The 26274-nt window shown below is 57.7% G+C and carries 33 protein-coding genes; 19 read left to right on the top strand and 14 right to left on the bottom strand.

All coding sequences use genetic code 11. The features are described from left to right. Positions 1 to 38: 38 nt before the first annotated feature. The 8 genes from aroQ to aroF are packed head-to-tail and all read right to left on the bottom strand — an operon-like array spanning position 39 to position 8492. Positions 39 to 482 (bottom strand): type II 3-dehydroquinate dehydratase, encoded by a 444-nt coding sequence (gene aroQ / locus HMPREF9452_RS02360; protein WP_009140502.1) that lies wholly within the window; start codon positions 480 to 482, stop codon positions 39 to 41. Between the two features lie 26 nt (positions 483 to 508). Beyond that, positions 509 to 1756, bottom strand: coding sequence for a shikimate kinase (locus HMPREF9452_RS02355; protein ID WP_009140501.1), 1248 nt, complete (start codon positions 1754 to 1756; stop codon positions 509 to 511). Continuing rightward, positions 1757 to 2902, bottom strand: coding sequence for a prephenate dehydratase (gene pheA / locus HMPREF9452_RS02350; protein WP_009140500.1), 1146 nt, complete (start codon positions 2900 to 2902; stop codon positions 1757 to 1759). A 27-nt stretch (positions 2903 to 2929) separates the two neighbouring features. Next, a complete protein-coding gene (aroC, locus tag HMPREF9452_RS02345; RefSeq protein ID WP_009140499.1) occupies positions 2930 to 4057 on the bottom strand; it encodes a chorismate synthase in 1128 nt (375 codons plus the stop codon). Between the two features lie 11 nt (positions 4058 to 4068). After that, positions 4069 to 5385, bottom strand: a complete 1317-nt coding sequence (gene aroA, locus HMPREF9452_RS02340; RefSeq protein ID WP_009140498.1) for a 3-phosphoshikimate 1-carboxyvinyltransferase — start codon at positions 5383 to 5385, stop codon at positions 4069 to 4071. Positions 5386 to 5421: 36 nt separating this feature from the next. Then, positions 5422 to 6537 carry a 3-dehydroquinate synthase gene (aroB, locus tag HMPREF9452_RS02335; protein ID WP_009140497.1) on the bottom strand — a complete coding sequence of 372 codons (1116 nt, stop codon included), beginning with the start codon at positions 6535 to 6537 and terminating at the stop codon, positions 5422 to 5424. A gap of 20 nt (positions 6538 to 6557) precedes the next feature. Further along, positions 6558 to 7457 carry a prephenate dehydrogenase gene (locus HMPREF9452_RS02330; protein ID WP_009140496.1) on the bottom strand — a complete coding sequence of 300 codons (900 nt, stop codon included), beginning with the start codon at positions 7455 to 7457 and terminating at the stop codon, positions 6558 to 6560. A 6-nt stretch (positions 7458 to 7463) separates the two neighbouring features. Continuing rightward, entirely contained in the window at positions 7464 to 8492 is a 1029-nt protein-coding gene (gene aroF / locus HMPREF9452_RS02325) for a 3-deoxy-7-phosphoheptulonate synthase (protein ID WP_009140495.1), read from the bottom strand. Between the two features lie 253 nt (positions 8493 to 8745). Between aroF and HMPREF9452_RS02320 the strand changes: the two genes are divergently transcribed. From HMPREF9452_RS02320 to HMPREF9452_RS02285, 8 genes are all read left to right on the top strand, one after another. Beyond that, positions 8746 to 9483 (top strand): DUF4352 domain-containing protein, encoded by a 738-nt coding sequence (locus HMPREF9452_RS02320; RefSeq protein WP_009140494.1) that lies wholly within the window; start codon positions 8746 to 8748, stop codon positions 9481 to 9483. 25 nt (positions 9484 to 9508) lie between these two features. Further along, a complete protein-coding gene (locus HMPREF9452_RS02315) occupies positions 9509 to 9928 on the top strand; it encodes a hypothetical protein (RefSeq protein WP_009140493.1) in 420 nt (139 codons plus the stop codon). Positions 9929 to 10003: 75 nt separating this feature from the next. Then, complete coding sequence (locus HMPREF9452_RS02310; protein WP_040362125.1) at positions 10004 to 11299, top strand: serine/threonine protein kinase; 1296 nt, start codon at positions 10004 to 10006, stop codon at positions 11297 to 11299. Between the two features lie 29 nt (positions 11300 to 11328). Next, positions 11329 to 11853, top strand: coding sequence for a hypothetical protein (locus HMPREF9452_RS02305; RefSeq protein ID WP_147568199.1), 525 nt, complete (start codon positions 11329 to 11331; stop codon positions 11851 to 11853). Positions 11854 to 12081: 228 nt separating this feature from the next. Beyond that, positions 12082 to 12915, top strand: a complete 834-nt coding sequence (locus tag HMPREF9452_RS02300; RefSeq protein ID WP_009140490.1) for a PRD domain-containing protein — start codon at positions 12082 to 12084, stop codon at positions 12913 to 12915. Between the two features lie 75 nt (positions 12916 to 12990). Beyond that, positions 12991 to 14442 carry a PTS transporter subunit EIIC gene (locus HMPREF9452_RS02295; protein ID WP_009140489.1) on the top strand — a complete coding sequence of 484 codons (1452 nt, stop codon included), beginning with the start codon at positions 12991 to 12993 and terminating at the stop codon, positions 14440 to 14442. Positions 14443 to 14564: 122 nt separating this feature from the next. Next, positions 14565 to 16004: a glycoside hydrolase family 1 protein gene (locus HMPREF9452_RS02290; RefSeq protein ID WP_009140488.1), complete on the top strand. Its 1440-nt coding sequence runs from the start codon at positions 14565 to 14567 to the stop codon at positions 16002 to 16004. Positions 16005 to 16182: 178 nt separating this feature from the next. After that, the gene (locus HMPREF9452_RS02285) at positions 16183 to 16716 is read left to right on the top strand and encodes a PTS sugar transporter subunit IIA (RefSeq protein WP_040362122.1); all 534 of its coding nucleotides are present in this window, start codon (positions 16183 to 16185) and stop codon (positions 16714 to 16716) included. A gap of 160 nt (positions 16717 to 16876) precedes the next feature. Here HMPREF9452_RS02285 and HMPREF9452_RS02280 read toward each other — a convergent pair whose 3' ends face one another. Beyond that, entirely contained in the window at positions 16877 to 18112 is a 1236-nt protein-coding gene (locus HMPREF9452_RS02280) for a site-specific integrase (protein ID WP_009140486.1), read from the bottom strand. 35 nt (positions 18113 to 18147) lie between these two features. On the opposite strand from HMPREF9452_RS02280, the gene HMPREF9452_RS02275 reads away from it, so the two are divergent. Continuing rightward, complete coding sequence (locus HMPREF9452_RS02275; protein ID WP_009140485.1) at positions 18148 to 18477, top strand: YjcQ family protein; 330 nt, start codon at positions 18148 to 18150, stop codon at positions 18475 to 18477. A 130-nt stretch (positions 18478 to 18607) separates the two neighbouring features. On the opposite strand, the gene HMPREF9452_RS02270 is transcribed toward HMPREF9452_RS02275, so the two are convergent. The 5 genes from HMPREF9452_RS02270 to HMPREF9452_RS02250 form a co-directional block, all read right to left on the bottom strand. Further along, entirely contained in the window at positions 18608 to 19303 is a 696-nt protein-coding gene (locus HMPREF9452_RS02270) for an NYN domain-containing protein (RefSeq protein ID WP_009140484.1), read from the bottom strand. A gap of 375 nt (positions 19304 to 19678) precedes the next feature. Then, positions 19679 to 20065: a hypothetical protein gene (locus tag HMPREF9452_RS02265; RefSeq protein ID WP_040362121.1), complete on the bottom strand. Its 387-nt coding sequence runs from the start codon at positions 20063 to 20065 to the stop codon at positions 19679 to 19681. 5 nt (positions 20066 to 20070) lie between these two features. Next, entirely contained in the window at positions 20071 to 20256 is a 186-nt protein-coding gene (locus HMPREF9452_RS02260; RefSeq protein WP_009140482.1) for a hypothetical protein, read from the bottom strand. A 2-nt stretch (positions 20257 to 20258) separates the two neighbouring features. Then, positions 20259 to 20768: a hypothetical protein gene (locus HMPREF9452_RS02255; protein WP_009140481.1), complete on the bottom strand. Its 510-nt coding sequence runs from the start codon at positions 20766 to 20768 to the stop codon at positions 20259 to 20261. Then, on the bottom strand, positions 20765 to 21136 hold the full coding sequence (locus tag HMPREF9452_RS02250; protein WP_040362120.1) for a helix-turn-helix domain-containing protein: 372 nt from the start codon (positions 21134 to 21136) through the stop codon (positions 20765 to 20767). The genes HMPREF9452_RS02255 and HMPREF9452_RS02250 overlap by 4 nt, the downstream gene beginning before the upstream one ends. 162 nt (positions 21137 to 21298) lie before the next feature. Here HMPREF9452_RS02250 and HMPREF9452_RS11720 point away from each other — a divergent pair, with 162 nt between their 5' ends. From HMPREF9452_RS11720 to HMPREF9452_RS11220, 10 genes are all read left to right on the top strand, one after another. After that, on the top strand, positions 21299 to 21454 hold the full coding sequence (locus HMPREF9452_RS11720; protein ID WP_009140479.1) for a hypothetical protein: 156 nt from the start codon (positions 21299 to 21301) through the stop codon (positions 21452 to 21454). A gap of 166 nt (positions 21455 to 21620) precedes the next feature. Continuing rightward, positions 21621 to 21833: a helix-turn-helix domain-containing protein gene (locus HMPREF9452_RS02240; RefSeq protein ID WP_009140477.1), complete on the top strand. Its 213-nt coding sequence runs from the start codon at positions 21621 to 21623 to the stop codon at positions 21831 to 21833. 519 nt (positions 21834 to 22352) lie between these two features. Beyond that, the gene (locus tag HMPREF9452_RS02230) at positions 22353 to 22571 is read left to right on the top strand and encodes a MerR family transcriptional regulator (protein ID WP_009140475.1); all 219 of its coding nucleotides are present in this window, start codon (positions 22353 to 22355) and stop codon (positions 22569 to 22571) included. Between the two features lie 67 nt (positions 22572 to 22638). Continuing rightward, positions 22639 to 22854, top strand: a complete 216-nt coding sequence (locus tag HMPREF9452_RS02225) for a hypothetical protein (protein WP_009140474.1) — start codon at positions 22639 to 22641, stop codon at positions 22852 to 22854. Between the two features lie 196 nt (positions 22855 to 23050). Then, the gene (locus tag HMPREF9452_RS02215; RefSeq protein ID WP_009140472.1) at positions 23051 to 23566 is read left to right on the top strand and encodes a hypothetical protein; all 516 of its coding nucleotides are present in this window, start codon (positions 23051 to 23053) and stop codon (positions 23564 to 23566) included. Next, entirely contained in the window at positions 23567 to 23797 is a 231-nt protein-coding gene (locus HMPREF9452_RS02210) for a hypothetical protein (protein WP_009140471.1), read from the top strand. Then, entirely contained in the window at positions 23798 to 24478 is a 681-nt protein-coding gene (locus HMPREF9452_RS02205; RefSeq protein WP_009140470.1) for a DEAD/DEAH box helicase family protein, read from the top strand. Then, a complete protein-coding gene (locus tag HMPREF9452_RS02200) occupies positions 24471 to 25070 on the top strand; it encodes a hypothetical protein (protein ID WP_009140469.1) in 600 nt (199 codons plus the stop codon). The genes HMPREF9452_RS02205 and HMPREF9452_RS02200 overlap by 8 nt, the downstream gene beginning before the upstream one ends. Before the next feature lie 10 nt (positions 25071 to 25080). Continuing rightward, positions 25081 to 25650, top strand: coding sequence for an NUMOD4 domain-containing protein (locus HMPREF9452_RS11505; RefSeq protein WP_187116485.1), 570 nt, complete (start codon positions 25081 to 25083; stop codon positions 25648 to 25650). Continuing rightward, positions 25631 to 26146, top strand: coding sequence for an ERCC4 domain-containing protein (locus HMPREF9452_RS11220; protein ID WP_009140468.1), 516 nt, complete (start codon positions 25631 to 25633; stop codon positions 26144 to 26146). Before HMPREF9452_RS11505 ends, HMPREF9452_RS11220 begins: the two co-directional genes overlap by 20 nt. The last annotated feature ends 128 nt before the right edge of the window (positions 26147 to 26274 follow it).

Raw genomic sequence — 26274 nt, 5'->3', positions numbered from 1 at the left:
GCATTTTGCAATTATAGGCAAATCGCAGGGTTTTCGAGCTAGGCCTCGCTTGAGAGATGATGGGCGAGGATGCGAATCGCGTGGGCGTATCCCTCAAGACCCTCTCCGGTGACACGCTCGAAGCAAGCCATGCCGGCGTAGGATATCTGGCGAAAATCCTCGCGATCTTCCACGGCGGAGATATGGATCTCTACTGCAGGAAGGGCCACGGCCTTGAGGGCATCGAGGATGGCGACGCTGGTATGCGTATAGGCAGCCGGATTGATGACGATGCCGTCAAAAGAGCCGTATGCCTGCTGGATCTTATCGACGATCTCGCCTTCATGATTTGATTGGAAGCACTCCACACGCGTAAAACCGCATGCGCTTGCCGCTTCCTCGCAGATGGCGACAAGTGCTTCGTAATTCTGCGTGCCGTAGATGCCGGGCTCGCGAATGCCGAGCATGTTGATGTTGGGTCCGTTGATGACGAGTACATTCATAGGATGCTGTCCAATCGTGTAGGCGTTTAGAGTGCCTGGGGCTCGCCGAGACGGCGGGCGACCTCGCGCGCCGTCGCTTCAGCGCAATCAAGGGAATCGACCACCATATCCGCCCAGGCACGGTACAGCGGCATGCGCTGCTGCGCGAGCTTGTCGACGCCGTCGCGCGCGGTGATGGGTCTGCCCTTATGGGCCAGCTCGTCGATATTCCTATTGAGCATGACGATGCGACTGTTTTGGTGAAGGAGGCTGTAGTTTTCCTCGCGCGTGACCACGCCGCCTCCGCAAGAGATGACAAGCCCGCTGCGAGCGGCAACATCGGCGAGGACCTTGGTCTCTTGCTCGCGGAACGAATTTTCGCCGCGTTCAAGGATAAATTCTGCGCAGGGAGCGCCGACCATCTGCTCAAAAGCGTGGTCGAGGTCGATATGCTCTCGACCTGTGATTTGCGCCAAGCTCTCGCCAACGCGCGTCTTTCCGGATCCGGGCATTCCAATGAGGGCGATGTTTTGCTCGGTGAGCGACAGGGCATTGGTGACTTCCACGATGCGGTCGCGTGATACGGTTTCGCCTGTGTAGCGCTCTACTGCTTGAGCCGCTTGGGCTACCAGCATGAGCAAGCCGCCTACGTATGGGATGTCGCGTTCTTCAGCTTGCAACATAAGGCCCGTGCGCGCGGGGTTGTAAACGATATCGACCACAGCCTCAAGTTGAGTGAGCTCATCAAGGCTGCAGACGCTTGCGGGGCAATTGGGGAACATGCCCACGGGCGTGCAGTTGACCACCAGCGCGGCATGGCTCCATTGGGCAAGATCGCTGTAGGTAATCTCCCCCTGTCGGCTCACTACATGGGCTTCGACGCCTAAATCTTCAAGCACTTTCATACAAGTGGATCCGGCTCCTCCGTCTCCGCCAAAGACCAAGGCCACTTTGCCTGCCAGCGGTACGCCCACGCTTTCAACCAGCACTTTGAAGCCGTAATAGTCGGTATTGTCGCCACGGAGCCTGCCGTCTGCAAGGCGTGTGATGGTGTTGACGTTGCCCAGGCGTTCGGCGACGTCTGAGAGCTCGTCCAAATAGGACATGACGTCGCGCTTATATGGGATGGTCACGTTGACGCCCTCCCATTCGTCCCCTTTAAGGAAACTCTCGATGTCTTGGGGCTCGCGCTCGAACTTTCGGTAGTCGAGACCGGCGAGAGCGTGGTAGATGACGGGGGTATAGCTATGACCCAATACTCGTCCAAGAACCCCGTACGGACGCTTAGCTTCCATTTAGAGCACCTCCTGATAGCTGCCAAAATACGTGTACTGCTCGCAGACATCGTCCAAAGAATCCAGCAAGGTCATAAACGGCTGTGAACCCACCGGGCAGATGAGATCGAAATAGAACATGAAATCGAAGTCATGTCCGGGGATGGGACGGCTTTCCAGCTTGACAAGGTTGATATCCAGGGCGTAGAAGCGTTCGAGGACGCGATAGAGCGATCCGGGCTGATGGGGGAGCGTGAGCATAAGCGAGGTACGGTCCGCCCCCGGATAGATGACGGCATCTTTGGTGATGACGACGAAGCGGGTGTAGTTGTTGTCGGAATCCTGTACATCTTCTTGCAGGATTTCGAGGTTATAAAGGGCTTTGCAACTGCGGGAGCAAAGTGCTGCGATGTCGCTGCGCTCAGATGATGCGACGAACTCTGCTGCCTGCGCGGTATTGCTGGCCGTTGTCGCTTTGACGCCCATAGATTCAATGAAATCGGCGCATTGGGCAAGCGCTTGCTCGTGAGAGATGACCTCGCGGATATCTTCACGACGCGTACCGGGCTTGGCGACCAGGTTATGGTCGATTTTAAGGCGCAGCGAGCGGACGATGGAGAACCTGTACTGCGCCAACAGGTCATAGACGGCGTTGACCGAGCCCGCGGTGGAATTCTCAATGGGTAGCACACCGTAGTCGCACAGGCCGTCGCGTACCGCCCTGAACACGCCCTCGAATGTATCGAAAAACGTGATGGAAGGTACCTTGAAGAGCTTGGAGGCGGCGAGCTGGCTATAGGCGCCCTCGACCCCTTGGCACGCAACGGATGCGGTGACGGGGAACTGGGCGTCTGCGGGCAGTAGCGTGTTGATAGCGCGCTTGGATTGGGGCTTTTGATCAAGCGATGCCAGGTAGCGGTTCTGCTCGATCTTGTTCATATTCATTAGAAGCGAGAAGAGCGAGATGAGCTGCGCCTGCCTGTCTTGAGGGGCCGCCTGAGCGATACCGGCGAGTTTATCGCGCTCGCGGCCGGGGTCGAAAATGGGCTTGCCCATCTCGAGCTTCGCGTTGACAACGTGGGGGGCGAGGTCGAGTCGCTCGTTGAACAGCTCGATAAGCTGGGCGTCGATGCGATCGATATGCTCACGTACTTCTTCTAGATTCATATGCTGGGCTCCTGGGCGGGATTGGGTTTAGCGAAAGCGGGCATCGGCTTGGCAGGGCAGGACGAAAGCACCGTCTTCGAGCATGGCATCGAGTAATGCGACCGCGCAAACGGCTTCTGCTACGGGGACTGCTCGCGGAACGATGCAGGGATCGTGGCGACCGTGGATCTTGAGTTCCGCGTTCTCATGTGCTTCAAGATCCACGCTGTCTTGCTGCTGTCCGATCGACGGCGTGGGTTTTACCGCCATGTGCCAGATAACGGGCATACCGGTGGTGATGCCGCCGACGATACCGCCCGCATTGTTGGTTTGAGGTAGTACTTGGCCATCCTGCATTCGGTACGAGTCGTTGTTCTGGCTTCCCATCAGACGGGCCGAGGAGAACCCGGCGCCAAAGTCCACGCCCTTGATTGCGGGAATGCCGAAGGCGAGGCGGGCGATGCGGTTCTCGATGCCGTCGAACATTGGGTCGCCGATGCCGGCGGGAACGCCATACGCGACGCATTCGATCACGCCGCCCACCGAGTCCATATGAGACTTTGCATCGACTATGCATTCGCGCATAGAGGCCGCCGCGTGCGCGCTTACGCAGGGGAGCGGGTTAGTGGATATGGCTTTGAGCTGAACTTGGTTTGGCTTCATGGGGTCGAGCGGCGTATCGCGAATATCTCGCGGACCCAGCGCGGCGATGTGGGCGGCAATGCGGATGCCCTGGGTCTCGAGGGCCTGTAGCGCGATGCCGCCAGCGATGCACAGGGGTGCGGTGAGGCGACCGGAGAAGTGACCGCCGCCCGCGACATCATGGTTGTTCTTGTATTTGATATACGCTGCATAATCAGCATGACCGGGGCGAGGGATTCTGCGCAGGTTGGAGTAGTCTTGCGAGCGCGTGTCGGCATTTTTGATAATGCCGGATATGGGTGCCCCGCAGGTGCGGCCGTCGACTATGCCGGAGATGATATGTGCCGTATCGGTCTCCTTGCGTGCGGTCGCGGTCTCATTGCGGCCCGGCGCGCGTCTATCGAGAAAGAGCTGGAGTCGCTCCAAGTCAATGGGAACGCCGGCCGGGATGCCGTCGAGCGAGCAGCCGATGGCAGGCGAGTGGGACTGACCGAATATGCTGAGCTTGAGGACGTTGCCGGTGAAAGAAGACATGCAGACAGCCCCTATTCTTGCGTGAGCTCGACCATGCCGCCAAGCTCTTGATAATGATCGAAGAACAGCGGGTAGGACTTGTTTACGGCTTCCGCGCCCTTGATGTAGACATCGTTTTCGCAACGGGAGGCGGCGATGGCAGCCATCATGGCGATGCGATGGTCGTTGTGGGAATCGACCGTGCCGCCGATCAGTTGGGGGACGCCGTCGATGATGAGCGCGTCGCGTTTGATTTGGATCTGCGCTCCCAGGTTGCTAAGTTCTTTGGCGACGGTGGCGAGCCTATCGGATTCTTTGATGCGCAGGCGAGCGCAGTCGGTGATCACCGTGCGGCCCTCTGCAACGGAGGCGACCGCGGCGATAATGGGGACCAAATCCGGGATGTCCTTGGCACTCATCTCGAAGCCGCAGAGTTTGTCTGGACGAGAAATGGCGGCGTCGGTGGAGCGGCCTATGCGGGCACCAAAGCGCGACAGGGCTGCGAGAACGTTGCGATCGCCCTGGGCGGAAGAAAGCGAGAGCCCGTCGACCTTGATGGGCAGCCTGCCCAGAGCGCCTGCGCACAGCCAGAAGGCCGCATTGGACCAGTCACCCTCTACGGTCGCCTCATGCGGGGTGCGGTAGGTGTCGTCCTCGGTGGTGAAGACGGTGACCTCTGTGCCATCGCCCGGGGTCCTGCGATCAACGTAGACGTCGACTCCGAAGGTTTGCATGGCCTGTATGGTGAGGTTGATATAGGGCCGGCTCTCGATGCGCCCGTTCACAACGATCTCGCTGGGGTGGTCGAGCAGCGGCGCTGCGAGCAGAAGGCCGGTAATGTACTGAGAACTCACATCGCCGGGAAGCTCGAATCGTCCAGGGCGAATTCGACCAGATGTTTTGAGTGGGAAGCCGCCGAGACCCTCGAGTTCGCATCCGGCGGCGATTAGCTCCTCGGAAAGCGGGGAGAGGGGCCTTTCGCCCAAACGACCGCTTCCAATAAAAGTCGCCTCTGCACCCAGCGCGCATGCGACGGGAAGCATGAAGCGAAGCGTCGAGCCGGATTCGCCGCAGTCGAGGGTGGCATGATGCAGCGCCCTCAGCAGGCCGAAGGCGACGCTTTTGGGCATAGGCTTTACCATTAAGCCATCGTCGACCGCATCTATCTTGGCGCCAAGCGCCGTAAGGCAGCGGATGGTGGCGTCGATGTCGGCGCACGTGGTGTTGCACTTGATGTGGGTGTCGCCATTAGCGAGCGCGGCGACGATGATGAGGCGATGTGCAACCGACTTCGAGGCGATGGCCGGAATGGTTCCGGAAAGCAGGGTCGGATGAATATGGGCAATCATACATGCTCCCTTGATGCTGCGAAATGTATGTGCTGGTTACTCGTCTTCTATGTCCCCGGCGTAGGCGTGCACGCAGGCAAGGCCCACCTCAAGGATCTTTTTGAACTCATCGAGCGGTGTGGGTGCTATCGAGACCGCCCCGATTGCGCGCGGAACCACCAGATCGATCGAATTGCCTGCGCGCTTCTTATCATGAAGGGCTTCGTTATAGATGTTCTGGGCGTCGGCTTGGAAATGAAGTGAAAGCCCGTGGTTGCGTAGGAGCGCGGCAATTCGATCGGGAACATCGGGTTCGCACACTTCTGCGGTGACAGAGGCGCTGGCGATGGCCACCATGCCGATACCGACGCATGTTCCGTGTCCCAGGCGGTAGGATTCCGCCGCTTCGACGCCATGGCCGATGCTGTGACCAAAGTTGAGGAGCTTGCGCATGTTGGACTCGCGCTCGTCCGCCTCGACAACAGCTCGCTTAATATCGATGTTACGGGCGATGAGGTAGGCGACGCGAGAAAGATCCTGCTTGAGGAGCTCGGGCGTAAGCGGCGTCTTCTCGAGCTCCTCGAACAGCTCGCTGTCCGCGATAACGGCATGCTTGATTACCTCTCCGCAGCCGTCGGCGAATTGCTCGTCCGTTAGCGTGCCCAGGCAGCCTACATCGGCGAGAACCGCACGCGGCTGCCAGAATGCACCGGCGAGGTTCTTTCCCGCCTCAAGGTCGATAGCGGTTTTTCCGCCAACGGAGGAGTCGACCATGGCCAGCAGCGTGGTGGGAATCTGGATGAAGTCGATGCCTCGCATGTAGGTCGCCGCGACAAAGCCCGCGACATCTCCCACCACGCCGCCGCCAAGGGCGATGATGAGGTCGGAGCGCGTCATCTCAAAGGACGCGGCCTTCTCGAGGAGGCTGATGTACGTCTCCGCGCGCTTGTGCTCTTCACCGGCGCTGAATACGGCGAGCTCGCAGGTGTAGCCGGCAGCCTGCAAACCGGACTTCACGGGTTCCGCATAGAGCGGAGCGACGTTGGAGTCGCTGATGATGAGGGTGCGCCGTCCCGCGTTGAGCGAACGCGCGATCTCACCTGCGCGTTCAAGCAAGAAGGTGTCGATCAGCACCTGGTAGGGCTTAGATGCCTGGATATCAAGAGAGTACATGGTCCTGCCTTTCGCAGATCTTAACGCGGCATGTCATCGAGTGCGCGCTTGATCTGGTCGCCCTCTGCAAGAAGTTCGCGAAGCCCTACCCGATCGCGGTTGATGAGGGCGACGCGGTATTTATCGAGCGCGTTGATGATGATCTCGATTTCATCGGCCAGGTAGTCGGCGTCTTGGATCATCAGCTCGCTCCACATATCGGGGTTGAGGTGCGCCACCCTTGTGAGGTCCTTGTAGCTGCCGGCGGAGAAGCCATGATGGGCTTGGGCCGTGGGGCTCTTCACATACGCGTTGGAGACCACGTGGGCCAGCTGGCTGGTAAAGGCGATGACGCGGTCATGGTCGGCCGGCGTGGTGACGCTAAAGCGCCCGAAGTGGCAGGGGGAGAGCAACGTATGGGCCCTGTCGAGAAGCTCGAGGCGGGCGACATCGTCCAGCTGGGGCGGGACGAGAACCATGGGAGCGCCGACAAACATATCCGCGCTACCGTAGGCGTATCCGGAGTGCTCGGTACCCGCCATGGGGTGCGCGCCGCAGAAGGTAAATCCATAGGTACTCGCCAGGTCGAACGCGCGATTGCAGAGCGCTCCCTTGACGCCGGCGCTATCGATGACCAAAGGACCTTCCGCGCCCAGCTCGTCTAGCGTTTGGGCGCGGGACTGAAGCCATGCGATGCAGGCCTCGGGGTATGCGGAGAGAATCACCAGGTCGCAGTCTGCGAGCGAGGCATCGTCCAAGACCGTATCAACCGTGTCGATCATGGCTATAGCAAGCGTGTCCGCATCGGTATCGAATGCGGCGACGCGCCAGCCGGCAGCGTGGTAGGCGCGGGCGAAACTGCCGCCGATAAGGCCCAGGCCCAAGATGCCTACGGTGGGATTGTTTGAAGTTGCTTCTGCAGGGGTAGAGGTGTTGTCCATGGTTCCTTACGCCTCGCAGCTCTCAGTGTCGCAGATGACGGAGCGGATCTGGCGGATGCGCTCCATGGTCTGGTCGAACATATCGGGAGTCAGGGCCTGAGCGCCGTCGGACCAGGCGCGGCTGGGGTCGTCGTGAACCTCGATCTCAAGGCCGTCGGCACCCGCTGCGGTGGCGGCAAGCGCCATGGGCTCGACGTAGCGCGTGTAGCCGGTGGCGTGGCTGGGGTCTGCGACCACGGGAAGGTGGCTTAGGTAGTGCAGGACGGGCACGGCGTTGAGGTCGAAGGTGTTGCGGGTACGCGTCTCGAACGTGCGGATGCCGCGCTCGCACAGGATGACGTTTTCGTTGCCCTCGCTCATGATGTACTCGGCCGCCATCAGCAGCTCGTCGATGGTACCCGCCATGCCGCGTTTGAGTAGGATGGGGGCCTTGGTCTTACCCACCTCTTTCAGCAGGGGGAAGTTTTGGGCGTTACGTGCGCCGATCTGCCAGACCTCGATGTTCTTATTGAGGAACGTTTGGACGTCGCGCTGGTCCATAATCTCGGTGACGATGGGCATATCGAGCTCGTCGGCAGCTTCGCGCAGCAGGTCGAGGCCCTCGGGGCCCATGCCCTGGTATGCGTACGGAGAAGTGCGGGGCTTGTATGCGCCGCCGCGTAGCATGGTGGCGCCGGCAGCCTTAACACGCCTGGCGATTTTGATGAGGTTCTTGCCTTCGACCGAGCAGGGTCCGGCGATCACCTGGAAGTGGCCGCCACCGATCTTGACACCGTGTCCGCAATCGACGACGGTGTCCTCGGGATGGAACTTGCGGTTGGCCTTCTTGAAGGGCTCGGAGACGCGCTGTACGCGTTCAACGATGTCCATCGACTCAAGCAGGAAGGGATCGATCTTGGTGGTGTCTCCCACCAGGCCGATGACGGTCTCGTTCTCGCCCTTACTATAGTTAGTTTGAAGGCCCTTCTTTTCGATCCAGCTGAGTAGATGCTCAACGGCTTCGGGCGAGGCGTCCTTGCGCAGGATTGCGATCATGTGGTCCTCCAAAAGTAACTCATGCGCGTGCAAATGTATAAGTTACAGAAGTGTATACCATCCTTATTAATATTGAGGGCCATAACTCATGTCGTTACAAATGCGATAGAGGGTTTGCCTCAAAACGCCGACCTGCTTTTGGCGTACGTACAATTTCGTAGCCCGCTATTAGCTCTGAGCTAATGAAATTGAGCGCGGTGCAAACCATACTTGAGTACATGTTGCTCCAATCACTATTGAAGGGAAATTAGATATGGATGCTTCGCGGTCACATGCACCCCGCTCGGTAATGGGAATAGTCGGTCTGGTTCTTGCGATAATCGCAGCAGCTACCTCGTTCATGCCAATCGTCAACAACTTCTCGTTCTTCCTCGCCCTCATCTCGGCTATTCTTTCGCTGGTCGCCGTTATTTCCTGTGCGCGCGGTAAGAAGTCTGGCAAGGGTGTCGCCATTGCCGGGTTGGTTGTCAGCATTATTTCTATCGTGGTCGTGCTCGCCACGCAAAGCATGTATTCCGCCGCCATTGACGATGCGGTCAACGGCCCGGATGTCTCGGGAGTTAGCACTCAGCAGGGTGGCGACGATCCGTCTAAGGAAGACGATGGGGCAGGCGATGCATCCAATACTCAGAATCTCGCCGTCGGCACTTCCATTGATCTTGAAAGCGGCCTTTCGGTAACCGTCGATGCGGTCGATACCTCTATCGTGAACTACGATGGTTCCGCGCTGGTGGGCGTTCAGGTTACCTACGTGAACAATTCTGATAACTCCGCAGAATACAACATGTATGATTGGAAGGGTGAGGATGCTCAGGGGGCTCAGGAGAATTCGACGTTCTTCTCTGATGACGGCAAAGAACTCAGCTCTGGTTCGTTGGCGCCTGGCGGTACAAAGACCGGATTCCTCTATTTCAAAGAGGGAACCGTAAAGGCTCTGTATTTCTCTTCCGTCCTAAGCGATGATGCTTCCGCGTCGTGGTCTCTTGCTTAGGTGTAAAAAAAGATGGGTGCATTGAATGTCTGAGAAGCTGACAGAGGAGTTGTTGGACGAGCTGCTGGGGTCTTCTGGCGTGGACGGCTTTCTTCGCGACCGTACGGAACCAGCTATAACCCTCGCTTCCTATCTTCAGCAGCTTTTGGACGAGAAGCATTTGAAGCGCGTCCAGGTCGTGCGCATGGCGGACCTCAACGAGACCTTTGGATATCAGATCTTTACGGGCGCCCGTCATCCCAGTAGGGATAAGGTGCTGCAGATATGCTTCGCGATGGCCCTTTCGCTGAGGGAGGCCAATAGGGCGTTGGGCTACGCCGACGCCGGCAGGCTCGACTGCAGGAGCAGGCGCGATGCCATCATTATCTACTGCCTCGACAAGGGTTGTTCTCTTCAGAAGGTGAACGAAGAGCTCTATCGTTTTGGAGAGCGCACTATTTGCTAGGTCTTAGAATCCTTGTTCCCGCGTTCCGCTCGGATACCGTTGTTGTGTCCGGGCGGTTTGCTATAGTTTGGAGCTATGGATACAGATGAATTGACAGACCAGCTTGAATCGATGCTAGCCAGCCGTGAGGCGGGCTTGGATTATCGTGTCGAGCGCGTCTTAAAGGATGGCTCGCGCGAGCGCACGCAGGTGGTATATCTGCTTGGCGCGGGTGGGGGAGAATACGGTCCGTTTGTCCACAAGGTTATCGCGGCGGACCGCGGCTTGGGCACCGTATATCGCACGCTTCATGACGCCTGGCTATCAGGACGAAGGTTCGCCCACCTTCCTGAGATTTTGAACGTTAGCAGTCAGGGCGATGAGCTTGATGTGCTTATGGAATACGTAGAAGGCCCTACGCTCGAGACGTACCTCACGGCAGCCGGCTTTGATCGGGGCGTTGTTCTTCAAGCTTTTGAGGACGTGTGTCGCGCTTGTATCGAGCTGCATGCCTCTTTCGCGCCGCCCATCATCCACCGCGACCTTAAGCCCTCAAATATCATCATGGCTCAAAGTAGGTTCTCGTCCCAACCCACCGCTGTGCTCATCGATTTTGGCATCGCCAGGCAATGGCGCGAGGGAGAGTCGTCTGATACGGTTCATTTTGGGACCAGGGAGTTTGCTCCACCAGAGCAATACGGTTTTTCTCAAACCACGGTTAGAAGCGACGTGTATGCGCTGGGCATGTTGCTCGCGTACTGCCTTATCGGCTCGACCGTGCCTCGTGAGCAGCTTGTCTCTTCGCTGACGGGCGCGCACGCGAGCGCGGGGCTTATACGCGTGGTCGAGCGCGCTTGCGCATTCGATCCAGCCGATCGCTATGATTCCGCGCAAGCGCTGCTGAATGCGTTTTCTGCTGCGGTGGGCGCTGGCGACCTTCCTTCCAGCAGGCAGCGTGGGGATGCATCGAGTGGCAAAGCTGCCAAAGACTCCCTCTTTATGGCGCCGTCTTCCACCCTGACGCCGCAGGTTCCGCAGGCCCCGCGGACCGTTCGCGCGCGCTTTATCGATAATCCGATCGTACGCATACCTTGGAACATAACGGTCCTTTTCGTTGCCGTCGTTTGCGTGCAGGCGACTTTAGAGCTGGTCGCTCATCCCACGGAATCCATGAGAGATGCTTCGATTCCCGCGCTTGTCGTCATTGCTTACTTTATGGTGCTGCCGATATTTCTATTCGGCTGTTGGCTGCTTTACAATAAATCGTGGCTAAGAAAGAGATTCGCTTTCGTGGATTGGGCCATATCGATCGGTTTGCCGAGGCTTATTGCTCGTTTTGTTGCCTTGGAAGTTGCTGCTTTGGTTGCCGCGCTGCTTCTGTGGTCCGTTTAGCAGATGGCTTTGCGCGTGCCGCGGTGTATTTGATTAAGAATGAGCAGGGGGAGGACTTCTTCTTGTATAGCGACGGTGAGCTTGAATCAGCCTGTTTTACAGGTCAAATTCCGCTTCGTGCTACGTTTATTGGCGGAGATCTTGATGCGGCTAACGCGTTCTCCCTGTGGGGCATGCGGTGGGCGGAGCACCTTGGCGTCCATGAAGACAGAGGCAGGCTACCTGCTCCCAGGCCCGTGATCGAGCTCTTTGTATATTGTCCGGAGGAAAGCGTGGAGCTTGCTTACGCCGTTGCGTATCTATGTGAGTGCACCTGGGCTGATTACGGCTTTGCCGGCATGGCGCATGTTGCGACCGATCGCATCGATGCCCTTCGCGACTCTCGGGTGATTGTCGATAGCACTTCCGCGCCGTCCCATTCCAAGAGCGTCTTCAGTCTCGAGGCATATCGTTCTTCTTCGCGTATGGATGCGATGATGTTTGCGCCTCAGGCAGATCTGTATTTCATCGATGAGGGTTCGGACCCTTGGATCGCTTTGCCACACTACGATTGATTTTCGTCCTTTTTAATCCTTTTCCCTATTCGCTTCAGTCCGCAAACGGTATAAATTCATCTGTGAACGGTATTTGAAAACAAATACTTACAATTTCGCCATTGTTAGGCTATGCTTTCAGCCATAGCAAGGTTGTTACTCCTCGGGAGGCATCACTTGTCGATACGGATGTTTCCCGTAAAAGGGGACCGTCCGATTCGATCAATGAGATGCTTAGGGGAGTTTTTCATGATCATAGTTAAGAAGATCAACAACAACGTTGCCATGGCGCGCGATGATCGCGGCAACGAGTTGGTCGTTTTCGGTAAGGGGATCGGTTTTCACGAGACCCCGTATTATCTCGAAGACGAGTCGACGCTCCAAGCAGTCTTTTCAAATATCAACAACGGTATTCTCTCCATGGTTCGCACCGTGCCGTCCGAGGTTATCGATGCCGCCCTGCAGATCATCGATATGGCAAAAGCTGAGCTTGATTGCGAGCTTAATCCCAACGTTGTCCTTACCTTGGCCGATCACCTTCAGTTTGCGGTCGAGCGCCTTAAGGATGGCTGCGTTATCGAGAACCCGCTATCGGATACGGTCGAGTTTGTCTATCCGGTCGAGCATGGTCTGGGCCTTCGCGCCCTCGCGATCCTTAAGAAGGAGACCGGGTTTTCCATGCCGCGGACCGAGGCTTGCTCCATCGCCATGCACCTTGTGAATTACGAGCGCGCGGATGGTCGGGTTGACGATATGGACGAGGTCATGCGTACGCTTTCCTCAATTGACGAAGTTACCAATATCGTGGAGCGCGAGTTTGGCATCACCGTGGACCGCGCATCATATAACTACGCCCGCTTCACCACCCATCTTCGCTATCTCATCAAGAGGCTTAAGGCGGACAGGGCATCTTCCGATTCCAATGCCGATCTGTTCGCTCGAATCTCTCATGATTTTCCCGATGTCAGCGCTTGCGCCGACGCGATTGCCTCCTATTTGGAGGACCGCTTTGGCCGCGCGTGCTCCGAGGAAGAACGCCTCTATCTCATGATGTACATCAATCGGTTCCTCGCGAGCCGCTGATGGGATCTCTCGTCCAGGCGCCGGACGGGGCATCCGAACAATAGGTATTAATGAAACTATGCGGAAGGAATGATCATGGCTCAGAAAAACTATGACGAGCTGTCCCAGAGCATTCTCGACAACATCGGTGGCAAGGACAACATCAAATCCCTTGCTCACTGCATCACCCGCCTGCGCTTTAAGCTCAAGGACGTTTCCAAGGCCAATACCGAGGCCATCGAAGCGCTTCCCGGCGTCATCAAGGTTCTCGACGCCAATGGTCAGTACCACGTCGTCGTGGGTAACAAGGTTGAGGAGGTCTACGACAGCTTCGTGAAAGTATCCGGTCTACACGGTGGCGGCGAGGTCGCGGCTGATGATGACGATTCCAACGAGAAGAAGACCCCTGCCGCTATCCTCATCGACTTGATCTCCGGCATCTTCGCCCCCATGCTGGGCACCTTTGCCGCCGCAGGTATCATGAAGGGCCTGCTCGCCGCCGCGACGCAGTTCTTCCCTGAGTTCGCTACCGATGGCGCCTATACGCTGCTCTACACGGTCGCCGACGGCATGTTCTACTTCCTTCCTGTTGTGCTTGCGTACAACGCCGCTAAGAAGTTCCGCATGAGCGAGTTCAACGCCATGGCCATCGCGTTTGCTCTTGTGTATCCCACCATGGTCGCGCTGACCTCTGGTGAGGTCCTTGGTTCTGTTGACCTTGGCTTTGCGGGCACGTTCTCCTGGTACGCCACGTTCTTCGGCATTCCCATCATCATGCCCGCTTCCGGCTACACCAGCTCCGTTATTCCTATCGTGCTCATGATTGCCTTCGCTGCCTGGCTTGAGCACAAGGTCAAAAAGGTTATGCCTGCTTCCGTCAAGATGTTCTTCACCCCGCTGGTCGTCGTCACCGTCACCGTTGTTCTCGGCTATCTGTTCATCGGCCCCGTCGCTACGCTGATCACCAACCTGCTCGGCCTGCTCTTCCAGACCCTGTTCGGTCTTCCCGTCGTGGGTTCCATCCTCGGCTGCACCGTCGTCGGCGCTTTCTGGATGTGCCTGGTCATCTTTGGTTTCCATTGGTCGCTCGTCCCTATCGCGCTTGTTAACCTCACCACCCTTGGCCATGACTACATCCTCGGCGCCGTTATCGCCCACTCCTTCTCCCTGGGAGCCGTCCTGTTCGCCATGTACCTCAAGAATAAGGACCAGGATTTCCGCGGCATCTGCTTGCCCGCTATCATCTCATCCTTCTTCTTCGGCGTTACCGAGCCTGCTATCTACGGTGTCGCCCTGCCCGATAAGAAGGCGTTCGTGATCGCCTCTATCGGCTCCGCCGTCGGCGGCCTCATAATCGGCATCACCGGCGCTGTGGTCTACATCTCCGGTGGCCTGGGCGTCTTCAGCTGGCTGTCCTTCCTTCCCCCCGCGGGTGTCGAGGGAGCTAGCTTCATCGTCCCTGCCGTCATCGCCTCCCTGGTGGGCGCCGTCGTGGGCTTCGTCCTCGAGTACGTCACCTATAAGCCTGAGCAGAAGCTTGCTAAGTAGTAATCGCGTCAGCTCTTAATATGGGCTGCGCAAGATATGGGGCGCGCGGCCCGGAGCATCTCGCTTCGGCCCCGCGCCCTTTTGTTCCCTTCGTTTTCCTTCTTTGCGAAAGGATTCCCACTATGTCTTTCCCTAAGAACTTCCTATGGGGTGGTGCAACCGCAGCCAACCAATTCGAGGGCGGCTGGAACCTTGGCGGCAAGGGTCCTAGCGACGCAGATATGATGACCAACGGCACCCATACCACGCCGCGACAGATCACCCGTACGTGGGAAGAGGGCCTGTGCTATCCCAACCACTTCGCAAGCGACTTTTATCATCGCCATGCCGAGGACGCCGCGCTTATGGGCGAGATGGGCTTCAAGGTGTTCCGCATCTCCATCAACTGGAGCCGCATCTTCCCCAACGGAGATGATCTGGTGCCCAACGAGGAGGGCCTGGCGTTCTACGACCAGGTCTTCGATGAACTGCACGAGCAGGGTATCGAGCCTTTGGTAACCATCAGCCATTACGAGCTACCCTGGCATCTCACCGAGAAATACAACGGTTGGGCATCTCGCGACCTTATCGATTTCTATGTTCGCTACTGCGAGACCATCTTCACTCGCTATCGCGATAAGGTGAAGTATTGGCTCACCTTTAACGAGATCAATTGCGGTACCATGCCTCTGGGCGGCTATCTGGGCCTGGGCATCCTCAACGAGGGAACGCGTGACTTCCTCAACCAGGTGGATGACCCGCAGCTTCGTTTCCAGGGTTTACACCATCAGTTTGTTGCGAGCGCCCGCGCGGTCAAGCTCGCCCATCAGATCAACCCTGATTTCAAGATCGGTTGCATGATCGCCTATATGGCCAATTATCCGTATAGCTGCAACCCGGCTGACGTCATCGCATGCCAGCAGAAGATGGACGAGGGTAATTATTATTGCGGCGACGTTCAGGTTCGCGGCGAGTATCCTCACTTTGCCCAGAGGGTCTGGGATAAATATGGCGTTAAGCTCGATGTTGCTGAAGGGGATCTGGAGGACCTCGCAAGCGGTACCGTCGATTTCTACAGCTTCAGCTATTACATGAGCAATGCCGTGTCTACCGACCCCGCTCTCGCTTCGACCGGCGGGAACCTCATGGGTGGTGCTAAGAATCCGTATCTCAAGGCAAGCGATTGGGGTTGGCAGATCGACCCCGATGGCCTGCGTTGGACGCTCAACGAGCTGTACGGGCGCTACCGTATCCCGCTGATGGTTGTAGAGAACGGTCTCGGCGCGTTCGATACGGTTGAGGACGACGGAGCTATTCACGATAGCTATCGCATCGATTACTTGCGTATGCATATCGAAGCCATGAAGAAGGCCGTTGAGGTTGACGGGGTTGACCTTATGGGCTATACGCCGTGGGGTTGCATAGATTTGGTCTCCGCTTCAACCGGTGAGATGGGCAAGCGCTACGGCTTTGTGTACGTCGATGCGGACGACGAGGGTAACGGCACCTTCGACCGCAGTCGCAAGGATAGTTTCTTCTGGTATAAGAAGGTTATCGAGTCTAACGGCGAGGACCTGGCATAGGCCATCGAACGCGTTGGCGCTCATGTGCGAATGGCTGTGCGACGCGTGCTGCTTGCGTGCTCTTTGCGTGGTATTATTATGGCGTTACCTGCTGGTATGGCAGGTAACGTTCACTCATGAAGTGTTGTGTAAATCCTTGCGCCTTATGAGGTGGTGCGATGTTTGAATGGGGGATCCAATGGGATTTTTTGACAGGTTTAAGAAGGCGGCGGAGCCCGAGAAGCCCGCGGTGCCCGCATCCGTAACGGCTCAGGTTTCTGCTGATACGCTGTGCGCTCCCGTAAAGGGCCGCGTTTGCAAGATGGCTGATATCCCCGATCCGGTCTTTAGCTCCGAGGTCCTCGGCAAGGGTTGCGGCGTTTGGCCCGAGGGCGACGTCGTTTATGCTCCCGTTACCGGCACGGTGACCGTTACCATGGGCCATGCCGTTGGCATCCAGGGCGATGACGGCGTCGAGGTTCTGGTGCATGTGGGCGTTGATACCGTTAACATGCAGGGAGAGGGCTTTACCGGCTATGTTGCCCAGGGTGATCACGTAGTTGCCGGTCAGGCGATTCTGGGCATCGATCGCGGTAAGATCGCCTCTGCTGGTTATAAGGACGTTGTTGTGCTGGCTGTTTCCAACAGCGCTGAGTTCGCTTCTGTAGAGCTGTGCGCGGACGAGGATTCCGCTGTTTCTGCAGGCGAGGCCGTTCTTAAGGTCGCTCGCTAGCCTCCTTTTCGCTTATATGCGTGTAAGCCGCGTGCCCATTGGTGCGCGGCTTTTGTTTAGAGTTCGAGTGTGAAGCAAAAACGACGACGTCCCCTTGGAGACGTCGTCGTTTAAATTGGTGAGTTGAAGCTCTCTGTAAGCTATATCTTCTGCATCTAGACTATTTTGCATTTCCGCAGGTAGAAGGCTTGCATAAAGCGTCTGTATCCCAATTTATCCCAACGGGAGACCATTCCAACTCCACCGGATTCGCCGCGAAGGCGCGGTGGACTTCTTTTGCCAAAAGCTCCTTATCCATTTTCAAATAATGCCGTCCAGTCGTCCCAAGTCCCACGTGCCCCATCATCTTCTCAAGGATCTCGGGGCTGATTCCCCGCGTGGAGACCCAAGACCTCCACGAGCGGCGAAGCGCCCTCATCTGCTGGCGGGGGATACCGGCGCGGCCGAGCGCGGCGTAGTACTCGCGGCGCTCGATGCGCTGTGGGAGCGGGGAACCGGTGCCGTCATCGGACAAGTAAGTGCAGCCCTCAGATTCGCGCTCCGCCTTGATTTGCAATATGCGGTCGGCGAACGGCTGCGGCAGCACTGACGAGCGCGGAGACCATACGTTCTTGAGGTCTTGGTCGAGCGACACGGCGCCGCCGTCATCCACCTGCCGCATAAAGGGGACGGAAGCCATGCGGTAGCCCTCCACCTCCACCTCTTCGACCTCTGACAGCAGCGGGGCGAGCGCTTCGCCGGTGCGTGCGCCGTCGAACGCCATGAGAATGAACGCCGCTTCCGCGTAGCTCCCGTAGAGCTCGCGCCAGATGTTTGACAGCTGCCCGAGCGTGAACGTGCCATCGCCGTGGGACTTACAGGCGGTGGGCATGCGGTAGTCATATGCCGCCACGTTCTTGTCTATGACCTCGTTGAGCATACAGAAGTTGAGCGTCGATTTGAGAATCGAGATGCAGCGCTGCGCTGTCTGCTCGGTCTTCGAATCAAGCCACTGCTGCACGTCCGTGTACCGCACGTCCCCGATCGAGACGGATGCCCATCGCGGAGCGACGTGAGCCCTCCACGCGCTCTCGATCTGCCGCATGCTGGACGGCTTCAAGGTCTCGCCGCGCTTGCCCGGCTTGCCCGTGCGCTCGTACACCTCCAGCCTGGCGTGGCAGTCCGGGAGGTACCACAGCTCGTAAGCCTGTCCGACCGTCGGCATCGGAGCATCCGCACCGTGCTTCACGCGCAGCTCGGCGAGCTTGGCGTCCCCGTCGCGCTTGGTGCCCTTGATGGTCATCGTGTGGCGCACGTAGCCCCTGCCGTCGTGCTCGTCCGCCCAGTAGCGCAGGGTGCGGTATCCCTTGCGGCGCGCGGGGTTGTTGCTGCCCCATGAGTTACGAGACTGTGCCATAATCAAATCACCCCATAGAGACGGGAGGTTCCAACGTGGCCAGAGACGATATGCACGTCATCATGTACACGATCCTCAAATACCTGTACGAGTGTCTGAAATCGGGAATCGACCCTGACCCGCTCAAGTTCTCCGCCGAAGCGCTCGGCATCAACGAGAGGTACTGGACGGCCATCGTGGCAGACCTCGCCAACAGGGGCTACATTCGCGGCGTGGTTGTAGTGCATAAACCCTCTGGTGACGTGGTGCAGGTCGTGAACCCGAGCGTGACTATCGAGGGTGTCGAGTTCATGATGGAGAACTCCATGATGCAGAAGGCGCTCGATTTCGTTAAGGAAGCTAAGTCCGCCATCCCGTTCGTTTGATGGCATAATGGGTACGCCTCCAATCACGATGGCCCGTAGGCCGTTCTACAGCTGTTGTTGGTGGTGGTGACGGCCCCGTTCCCCTCGCCTGCAAGCTGATGGGGGAGCGGGGCTAATCATGTTTTCCCCGTTACTTCTGATGCTTCTTTCGCGCCGGCTTGTCCATGGGGTCCCTATCGGTGAACGATTCTTTGCCATCGACGTGTTCCATCAGGTCGCTGCTGATGGAGTTCCCCATAGGGTCAAGGATAAAGTCGATACCCTTTCTACGCGCTATCTTGGCGGCGGGAACGAAGTCGCTGTCTCCCGAAACGAGGATGATTTGCGAGACGATGCCTTCGTACGCGAGCGAGGAGATATCGAGTCCGAGTCGCATGTCCACCCCCTTTTGCGAGAACGAGATGTGGAAGTCGCGCTCATCGAGGTCTTCCACGCCGATCGCGCCCGAGCAAAGCCGCTTGACTTTTTCGGGGTCGAGTGCGAAATGCGGTCGAACGTCAGAGAGCTTGCCCATTCGCAGTGCCATCTTGCGCTTGCACTTGAGTTCATCGAAGAAATCGAGCGTCCACCGGTACGTTTCAGCTTTGCCGAAGTCGATGTTGCGCTTTAAGAGCGGATGATACACGGTCCTCTGAACCGGAGGGCAATCGTAATAGAAGATGCGGTACAGCTCGCGCTCCGATTTCCCGTCCGACTTTTCGAGGATGTGCCTGAAGACATAGCGGTTCAGTTCTTCGGCTCGCTCTTCGGGGCTCTTTTCTCCCCATAGCGCCTTCGCGCGCTTGCGGTAGAATCCGCCATCTACGAGTATCGCGGTCTTGGTCATATTTGGCTCCAAAAAAATAAAGGCCCTAGGCTTACGCACACCGCTTATCGTTGCGGGGCATCTCGCCTAGGGCCGAATCTGACACCAATTATTGTTCACTGGCGAGAAATGTCAAATTATTTTTACCAAAATACCAATAATTGAATGATGTCGCGGAGGATGCGACCGCTGGCACGCTTGCGCGATAGAAAACGACCCCGCCTGGTTCGCTCCACTTCCGTGGGTCGCGTGCGGGGTACTGTTGCTGTTCATTTAACCCCACCTTTCGGATACCGTCAACGCCATTCGCTTCCGACGCACATCATTAACACGAGCGCCCGCCAGCCATCCCCCTCCATCAGAACGATCCCCAAGCATGGTGGAGGGGGAGTTTTTTTATTTGATTCGCTTGCCGTTCGCTTTCAGATAGTCGAGCGCCATGTCGCGCGTTGCGACCACGTGTGTTACGTGTTTTCTGTCTCCGGTGGAGAACGCGAAGCGCCTGCGGTCATCGTCCACGTCTATGTGGACGCTCCACCCATCTTTTTTGTTCCTCTTCGCGTAATGAGACTGGCCGCCGTCAAATGAGACATCGCGCGTGCAGCCCTTTGACGAGCTGAGCGCCGCGCGCGCTTCGGTGACATCGGCTCCCTCGCGCTCTGCCAGATCTAGAAGCTCGGTGCCCAAGCGCTCGATTGACTCCACCGTGTCGTATCCGTCCGCCGCATGGAACGGGGTGCCCGTGACCTTGGCGGGTGCCTTCATGAAGCCTAGCAATCCCATCGCCATCATCCCTTGTCCTCAGGATCGTTCACGCGCATTTCAAGAGCCTTGCGCTCCACGTCGCGCCTAGCCTTCTCCATCGCTTCTGGCGTCATCTCCACCCTCGTATACGTGGTCTCGACTCGCTTCGTGCCGAACGGGTTGCCCGTGACCTTGGTCGGTGGCTTCTTGAACACGTCTAGCAGTCCCATTCCTATTCCTCCGATTTGTAGATCGCTGCCGCCTTCTCGACCGATGCAAGCGCCTTGTCGTTCGTGTTCACCAGCTCTACAAGCCACGTAGGAGGAGTGAAGACCATATCTCCGATTCCATTTCCCCCCGCGGCGTTCAGATACCCCTCCTTGAGCAGGGTCATGGCCTGGGCGTCAGTGCTCTTGGATGAGACGAATTCGCCGTTTGCTATGGCATGCAGGACTATCCTTTGGCGCTGATGCGGCATGTGCTCGATGGCGGCGACCATTTCCATGCGCTTTTTGAAAAGCATCTTCTCTTTGAGCTTTTGCTCCCGCCTGGCCCTCCATATGCTCTTCTGTTTCGGAACCCCGGCTTTGGATTGTCCGAAGATGTTTCCGAAAGCGAATCCTATGCTGAGCAGGACGAGCGATGCCGCGGCTGATTGCAGCGGGTATCTGATGGCGAACGCGATGACGTTGCCGTCCGCCATGAGCCAGTCGGCGAACTTCTGCATGACCCAATCGATCACGCGCTCACCCCCTCAGCGGCAAGTGGAGCAGATTCGGACACCTTTAAAGACTCGCCAGCGGCGGCAAGGGCGGTCATGGACACGTTGGTCTTCCACTGTGGCGTGCAGTTTCGGTAGTTGTCTACAAGGGTCAGCTCGTCTTGCGAGAACGGCGGAGCGTCCTGGCGGGGATGGGCGTCGTACCAGCCCATTAAAGTGTTTGGGTCAGTTCCAAGAACTACTGATATGTTCCATAGAGATTCTGCATTGGGAAACGATTCCCCTGCTTCCCACATCTTAATTGTCCTGACTGATTTGCCTATAGCTTTAGCAAGTGCCGTCTGGCTTAACCTTGCTTTATCGCGATATTCAGCGAGCGCCAACTTCATAATCAGGCCTCTTTCTCTATGTCCCAATGCAATAGCAATTATATAAAAAAATTACCCATGGTGCAAAAAATTATTGCCTTTACTATTGACGGTGCAGAAAATATCACTATAGTAAATGGAGCGGTGCAAGAAGTTGCACCATCACCAAGGAGGTGGTATCCGATGTACTTCGTCTCAACGGTGCTCATGGTCATCGCGGCGCTGTCGCCGGGGCCTTGGTCGTTCCCGATGTTCTCTATGGGCATCCTGCTCATCGGGTTCAAGCAGGGGACCGCTGCCGCGAGGAGACGGTGCGATGGAAGGTACGGGAGGCGCTAGATGATTGTCCGCTTCGTGCTGGTCTTCTTTCAGGTCTTTTGCACAGTCCTAGCGCTGGCGCAAACAGACCAGAAAGCGAGGGAGGCGCTTCTGCTTCTCTCGATGTTTCTATTCGGCACGTATCTGGGATCTATCGCGTACGACCGAACGAGAAAGGAGGCTGAACGTGAAATTCGATAACAGCGAGCTGGCGGCGAACATCCGCGGGATGCGCGGCAAGGCAGACATAACGCAGGGCAGGCTCGCGGAGCTGGTTGGGGTCAACATCACGACCATCGTGAAGTACGAGGACGGCACGACCGTCCCCGGCACGGACAAGCTCTTCGCGATGGCTGAAGCCCTCGGCTGCACGCCTAACGACCTACTCGGCTGGTCGTAAAGCAAGCCGAGGAATGCGTCCCCGAGACGCGAGAGTACCTTGAGAACAGCATCAGCCCATCGAGCACCGAACAGGGGGAGCCTGCGGGTTGCCGCCGATGGGTGGGGCTTGCCGCTCCCGTAGCAAAAGCGGCTGAAAACGAAGCATTGAGCGCCGGCAGCGCGCGGGGGTCGCACCGAACCCCTGTAGGCCGTGGATGGTTAGGCGAACTCCACGGTTATGTGTCTCCTCCATAACGCAGACGGCTCTAATCCCAACACGCGACCTTCGCGCGCTGGCGACGTGCAGTGCTTCATAAAAGTCCGCCATCGGCGCGGACTGCTCTCCGCCACCCTGGCGGGTGGTCGATTTCGCGTAAAGCCCCGTGAGACGGGAAATCCGCGACCTTTTGATTCCTGACATGCAATACCTCCATATGGCCTTCCCTTCTTTTAGTGCGACGAGATAAGACATTCAGGAGAGCAGCCCGAGCCGGTGACGGCGTGTGTATTACAAACGCAATACAAGGATGTCGGTTACATGACCTTCGACGAGATCGCGAGGGAGCTTGGCATCAAGCCCAAAGCCCTCTATCCCGTGGGCGAGGTAGCCAGAATCATGGGAATCCCGTACTCCACCTTGCTGCTGGAGCTGAAAGCTGGACGGCTGAAAAGCACGCTCCCAGCTGGTCGAAAGCGCGGCAGGCTTATCCGCCCCGAGTGGGTGGACGAATGGGTGGAGAAAGGGCGCGAAAGCTGAACATAAAAACAAAGCCCCGTCGATGCTGGAACCATCGGCAGGGCACGGTCATAGATTGGAGGACCTTATGACGAACAGAATCATACCATCCACCGACTGCTCGGACTACAAGCGTCCAACGCGCATGCAGGCCATCGCGGGATGCGCTGGGTTCGCGGCGCTCGCGTTCGTGCCGTCCATCATCGATGCGGCGCTGAACATGGTGCGTATACCAGATGCGGCGGTGCTGGCGCTTGTCGCGCTCATCCCCGTTGCGCTCATTGTCGCGGCGGCGAAGCTGTGAGCGGATTTTTCGGTTGGCAGGCGTACAGGAAGCAGGACGGCTGGTACGCGGTGAAATGCGTGGCCAAGGACGATTACAACACGACCAACTTGGTCTGGCGCAAGCATCCGCTCGACATCGACAGGGACGCGCCGAGAGACGCAGCCGAGCGGGAGATACGCAGACTGTACATGGTCGGAAGATTGAAGGACTAGGTATGGAGAACAACATCAAGGACATGCTCGCGCAGCTGGCACTCGCCGACGCGGTAAGCAAGGCGGTGGGAGAGATGACCTCCACCAAGCCAAATGACAACCTGCGAGCGCATGTGGATTCGGCGCTGCTGGATCTGTATGAAAACACAGGCGCCACCAAGATGCAGGTGGAGGTTAACGGCGAGGAGGTTGGAACGTTCTCGCTGACATTCACCAAGCCCGTCGATGAGACGGTCATCGTATGCCGCGACCCGCGCAAGCTGGTCAACTGGCTGCGAACCACCGACGAGGGCAAGGACACGCTGGACGCGGTCATCGGCAAGGCGATGGGCGATGTGCTGAAAGCGGCGAAGGGCTACGGCTTTTTTCCCGATGGCTGCGCGATGGAGCAGGTATGCGAGCCTAAGCGCGTCAAGGGCTCGGTGCTCAAGGTTGACAAGCTGAAAGTAGCGCAGGCCATGGGCAAGCAGCTGCCTAGCGCGGTCGCCGGGATGCTCGATGCAGGGGAAGTGGAGTAGATGGCCGACTACAACCAAGCCAACGGCTGCGACCTCACCATCTGCATCACGCTCGCAGAGTACCGCGGGCTTATCCAAGACGCTGAATGGCGGCGCAACCGCATCTCCGAGCTTGAAGCCCGCGTCGAAGCGCTCACGCAGGACAACCGCAGGCTGATGGGCATCGATGACGAATCGCTCGGAATCACCGACAGCGCCAAACGCGCGTTCGATGGATTGGTGGTGGAGTAGATGGGAGTAGCGGTTCTGATAATCGGGCGCTCGGGCACGGGCAAGTCCACGTCCATGCGCAACATGGATCCATCGTCGTTCGGCCTTATCAACGTGCTGGGCAAGCCACTGCCGTTCCGCGGCAAGGTGCGCTACGTGGCAACGACCGATTACGACAAGGTACGCGCCACGCTCAAGAGCGCCAAGGCGAACGCCCTCGTTGTCGATGACGCGGGATACCTCATCACCGACATGTTCATGACGCGCCACGCAGACGCAGGCAAGGGCAACGGCGTGTTCGCGCTCTACAACGACATCGGCGATTCGTTCTACTCGCTCATCCGCTTCATCGCGCAGGAGCTGCCGCCCGAGCGCGTGGTCTACCTGATGATGCACGAGGACACGGACGAGCTGGGCAGGCCGAAGCTCAAGACAATCGGCAAGCTGCTCGATGAGAAGGTAACGCTCGAAGGCATGGTGTCCATCGTCCTGCGCTCTGTATGCGAGGACGGCCACTACCGCTTCGTCACCAACGGGGACGGCATCACCAAGTCACCTGACGGCATGTTCGCGACCCAGCGAATCGACAACGACCTGCAGATCGTGGATGACGCGATTAGGGATTACTGGGGCTTCGCACCCCTCACCGATAACAAGAAGAACAAGGCCGAGAAGGCCGGAAAGGAAGATGCAAATGCGTAGCGTCAATTTCAACGAGGTAGAGGCCACTGCCGAGGGCAGCACCTACCAGCAGCTCCCCGCGGGCGCGTACGTCTGCTCCATCATGGCCATGGAGGACTTCGCAGAAAAGGAGTACGTCCGCATGATGGTAGACATCATCCAGGGCGAGCACGCCAATTATTTTTCCGACAAGTTCTACGCGGACAAGCCCTGGTCGCACTCTATCGTCCTGAGCTACAAGGACAAGGCGCTGGGCATGCTCAAGGGTCGCTTGCAGACCATCGCGGGATGCAACCCCGGTTTCGACCCCGAGGCGGCATGGAACGCCGGCAACCTCAACATGTTCGTCGGCAAGGCGGTCGGCGTGGTCTTCCGCGCCGAGGAATACCTCGACAAGAAGACGGGCGAGTTCAAGCTCGGCTCCCCGCGCCCCGACCGCATGTGCCTGCTGACCGACCTCATGGATCCTAAGAACGCCGACCCGCTGCCCAAGACGCTCAAGGACGATGTTAAGCGCCAGATGCTCAAGGATGCCGGTTTCAGCCCCGTGCTCGACAAGTCCGGCGGCGCGGCTCCGCAGGTCGATTTGTACGCCGAGGACGTGCCCTTCTAAGAGGTGGGCCATGGCTGACATGTCTAAAGAGATATGGAAAGAGGTTGCTGGCTTCGAAGGATATTACGAGGTCAGCAACCTTGGCCGCGTTCGCGGCGTTGAAAGAACGATTACTGCGACCATAAAAGGGCGAAAAGTACCTAGAAGAATCCCTCAGCGCTTGAGACCACAGCAGAAGCGCGGCAATGGTTACCTCTTTGTCGCGCTTTGCAAAGATGGAAAAAAGCACATGATGAGCACCCACAGGCTTGTAGCTGATGCGTTTATTCCAAATCCTGAAAAATTGCCGATGGTCAACCATATCGATGAGGACAAGACTAATAACTGTGTCGATAATCTTGAATGGTGCACGCCTTCATACAATTCTACTTATGGCACTGGTATGAAACGGCGAGCAGATAAGCGTGCGATACCTATTGTTGCAATTAACGATACCGGTACCGTAATAGCGCGGTTTAGAAGTGGCGCTGACGCAGAGCGAATGACCAATATTCTAAGAAGCGATATATCAAGCTGCATCCATGGCAGATCAAAGACTGCTGGCGGATATAGGTGGCAATATGACGCGAATTCAAATTGACACCAGACAGCAAGTTGGCAAGCACGCCAACATTGACAGCTGGTTCGACAGTCATGGTATCGAGTATTTCTACCAAAAACTTGACTTCGGCGATTACGCAGAGGTCGATAACGGTGGGAACATCGTTGTTGATTCAAAGCAGGACATGCAGGAGGTGGCGGGCAACGTCGGCCACGACCACGCGCGGTTCGTCCGCGAGTGCGACAGGGCGGCGGAGGCGGGGTACCGGCTCTACATCCTCGTTGAGGAGCATCCCGAATACGCCGACCGCGACCTCCTCGCCACATGGGTGAGCGGCGTGTGCCGAAGGTGCCGCAAGTGCGACCCGCTCGAAAGCAAGTGCGTGGCGCGGCGGTTCAAACCGCTGAACGGCCCGACGCTGCGCAAGATCATCGACCGAATCGAATACGACCACGGCGCGCGCTTCCTGTTCTGCGACAAGCGGGACACGGCGCGCGTCATCTGCAACCTTCTGGGGGTGAAGTACGAGGAATGAGCAGACAGACTCCGTTCGCGCGGGCCTTCGTCCCGTGGATAGCGGAATGGTCGCGCATGGGGCTTTCGGGAACGCAGGAACGCATTCTGCTTCTGTTCGTTTCCCGTATGGAGTCCGATGGGAAGGGG

Origin of the sequence: Collinsella tanakaei YIT 12063 (genome assembly GCF_000225705.1) — a bacterium.
Classification (GTDB): domain Bacteria; phylum Actinomycetota; class Coriobacteriia; order Coriobacteriales; family Coriobacteriaceae; genus Collinsella; species Collinsella tanakaei.
This window is presented reverse-complemented; position numbering and strand designations above follow the sequence as displayed.

What these genes read in the sequence shown, in the direction of transcription:
- HMPREF9452_RS11505 (WP_187116485.1), top strand. Translation starts at nt 25,081, where the DNA reads ATGGCTGACATGTCTAAAGAGATATGGAAAGAGGTTGCTGGCTTCGAA.
- HMPREF9452_RS02200 (WP_009140469.1), top strand. Translation starts at nt 24,471, where the DNA reads ATGCGTAGCGTCAATTTCAACGAGGTAGAGGCCACTGCCGAGGGCAGC.
- HMPREF9452_RS02225 (WP_009140474.1), top strand. Translation starts at nt 22,639, where the DNA reads ATGACGAACAGAATCATACCATCCACCGACTGCTCGGACTACAAGCGT.
- HMPREF9452_RS02295 (WP_009140489.1), top strand. Translation starts at nt 12,991, where the DNA reads ATGGCTCAGAAAAACTATGACGAGCTGTCCCAGAGCATTCTCGACAAC.
- HMPREF9452_RS02320 (WP_009140494.1), top strand. Translation starts at nt 8,746, where the DNA reads ATGGATGCTTCGCGGTCACATGCACCCCGCTCGGTAATGGGAATAGTC.
- HMPREF9452_RS02230 (WP_009140475.1), top strand. Translation starts at nt 22,353, where the DNA reads ATGACCTTCGACGAGATCGCGAGGGAGCTTGGCATCAAGCCCAAAGCC.
- aroB (WP_009140497.1), bottom strand. Translation starts at nt 6,537, where the DNA reads ATGTACTCTCTTGATATCCAGGCATCTAAGCCCTACCAGGTGCTGATC.
- HMPREF9452_RS02310 (WP_040362125.1), top strand. Translation starts at nt 10,004, where the DNA reads ATGGATACAGATGAATTGACAGACCAGCTTGAATCGATGCTAGCCAGC.
- HMPREF9452_RS02285 (WP_040362122.1), top strand. Translation starts at nt 16,183, where the DNA reads ATGGGATTTTTTGACAGGTTTAAGAAGGCGGCGGAGCCCGAGAAGCCC.
- pheA (WP_009140500.1), bottom strand. Translation starts at nt 2,902, where the DNA reads ATGAATCTAGAAGAAGTACGTGAGCATATCGATCGCATCGACGCCCAG.
- HMPREF9452_RS02215 (WP_009140472.1), top strand. Translation starts at nt 23,051, where the DNA reads ATGGAGAACAACATCAAGGACATGCTCGCGCAGCTGGCACTCGCCGAC.
- HMPREF9452_RS02300 (WP_009140490.1), top strand. Translation starts at nt 12,082, where the DNA reads ATGATCATAGTTAAGAAGATCAACAACAACGTTGCCATGGCGCGCGAT.
- HMPREF9452_RS02205 (WP_009140470.1), top strand. Translation starts at nt 23,798, where the DNA reads ATGGGAGTAGCGGTTCTGATAATCGGGCGCTCGGGCACGGGCAAGTCC.
- HMPREF9452_RS02290 (WP_009140488.1), top strand. Translation starts at nt 14,565, where the DNA reads ATGTCTTTCCCTAAGAACTTCCTATGGGGTGGTGCAACCGCAGCCAAC.
- HMPREF9452_RS02330 (WP_009140496.1), bottom strand. Translation starts at nt 7,457, where the DNA reads ATGGACAACACCTCTACCCCTGCAGAAGCAACTTCAAACAATCCCACC.
- HMPREF9452_RS02315 (WP_009140493.1), top strand. Translation starts at nt 9,509, where the DNA reads ATGTCTGAGAAGCTGACAGAGGAGTTGTTGGACGAGCTGCTGGGGTCT.
- aroF (WP_009140495.1), bottom strand. Translation starts at nt 8,492, where the DNA reads ATGATCGCAATCCTGCGCAAGGACGCCTCGCCCGAAGCCGTTGAGCAT.
- HMPREF9452_RS02265 (WP_040362121.1), bottom strand. Translation starts at nt 20,065, where the DNA reads ATGGGATTGCTAGGCTTCATGAAGGCACCCGCCAAGGTCACGGGCACC.
- HMPREF9452_RS02270 (WP_009140484.1), bottom strand. Translation starts at nt 19,303, where the DNA reads ATGACCAAGACCGCGATACTCGTAGATGGCGGATTCTACCGCAAGCGC.
- HMPREF9452_RS02260 (WP_009140482.1), bottom strand. Translation starts at nt 20,256, where the DNA reads ATGGGACTGCTAGACGTGTTCAAGAAGCCACCGACCAAGGTCACGGGC.
- HMPREF9452_RS11220 (WP_009140468.1), top strand. Translation starts at nt 25,631, where the DNA reads ATGACGCGAATTCAAATTGACACCAGACAGCAAGTTGGCAAGCACGCC.
- aroQ (WP_009140502.1), bottom strand. Translation starts at nt 482, where the DNA reads ATGAATGTACTCGTCATCAACGGACCCAACATCAACATGCTCGGCATT.
- HMPREF9452_RS02355 (WP_009140501.1), bottom strand. Translation starts at nt 1,756, where the DNA reads ATGGAAGCTAAGCGTCCGTACGGGGTTCTTGGACGAGTATTGGGTCAT.
- aroC (WP_009140499.1), bottom strand. Translation starts at nt 4,057, where the DNA reads ATGTCTTCTTTCACCGGCAACGTCCTCAAGCTCAGCATATTCGGTCAG.
- aroA (WP_009140498.1), bottom strand. Translation starts at nt 5,385, where the DNA reads ATGATTGCCCATATTCATCCGACCCTGCTTTCCGGAACCATTCCGGCC.
- HMPREF9452_RS02250 (WP_040362120.1), bottom strand. Translation starts at nt 21,136, where the DNA reads ATGAAGTTGGCGCTCGCTGAATATCGCGATAAAGCAAGGTTAAGCCAG.
- HMPREF9452_RS02280 (WP_009140486.1), bottom strand. Translation starts at nt 18,112, where the DNA reads ATGGCACAGTCTCGTAACTCATGGGGCAGCAACAACCCCGCGCGCCGC.
- HMPREF9452_RS02210 (WP_009140471.1), top strand. Translation starts at nt 23,567, where the DNA reads ATGGCCGACTACAACCAAGCCAACGGCTGCGACCTCACCATCTGCATC.
- HMPREF9452_RS11720 (WP_009140479.1), top strand. Translation starts at nt 21,299, where the DNA reads ATGTACTTCGTCTCAACGGTGCTCATGGTCATCGCGGCGCTGTCGCCG.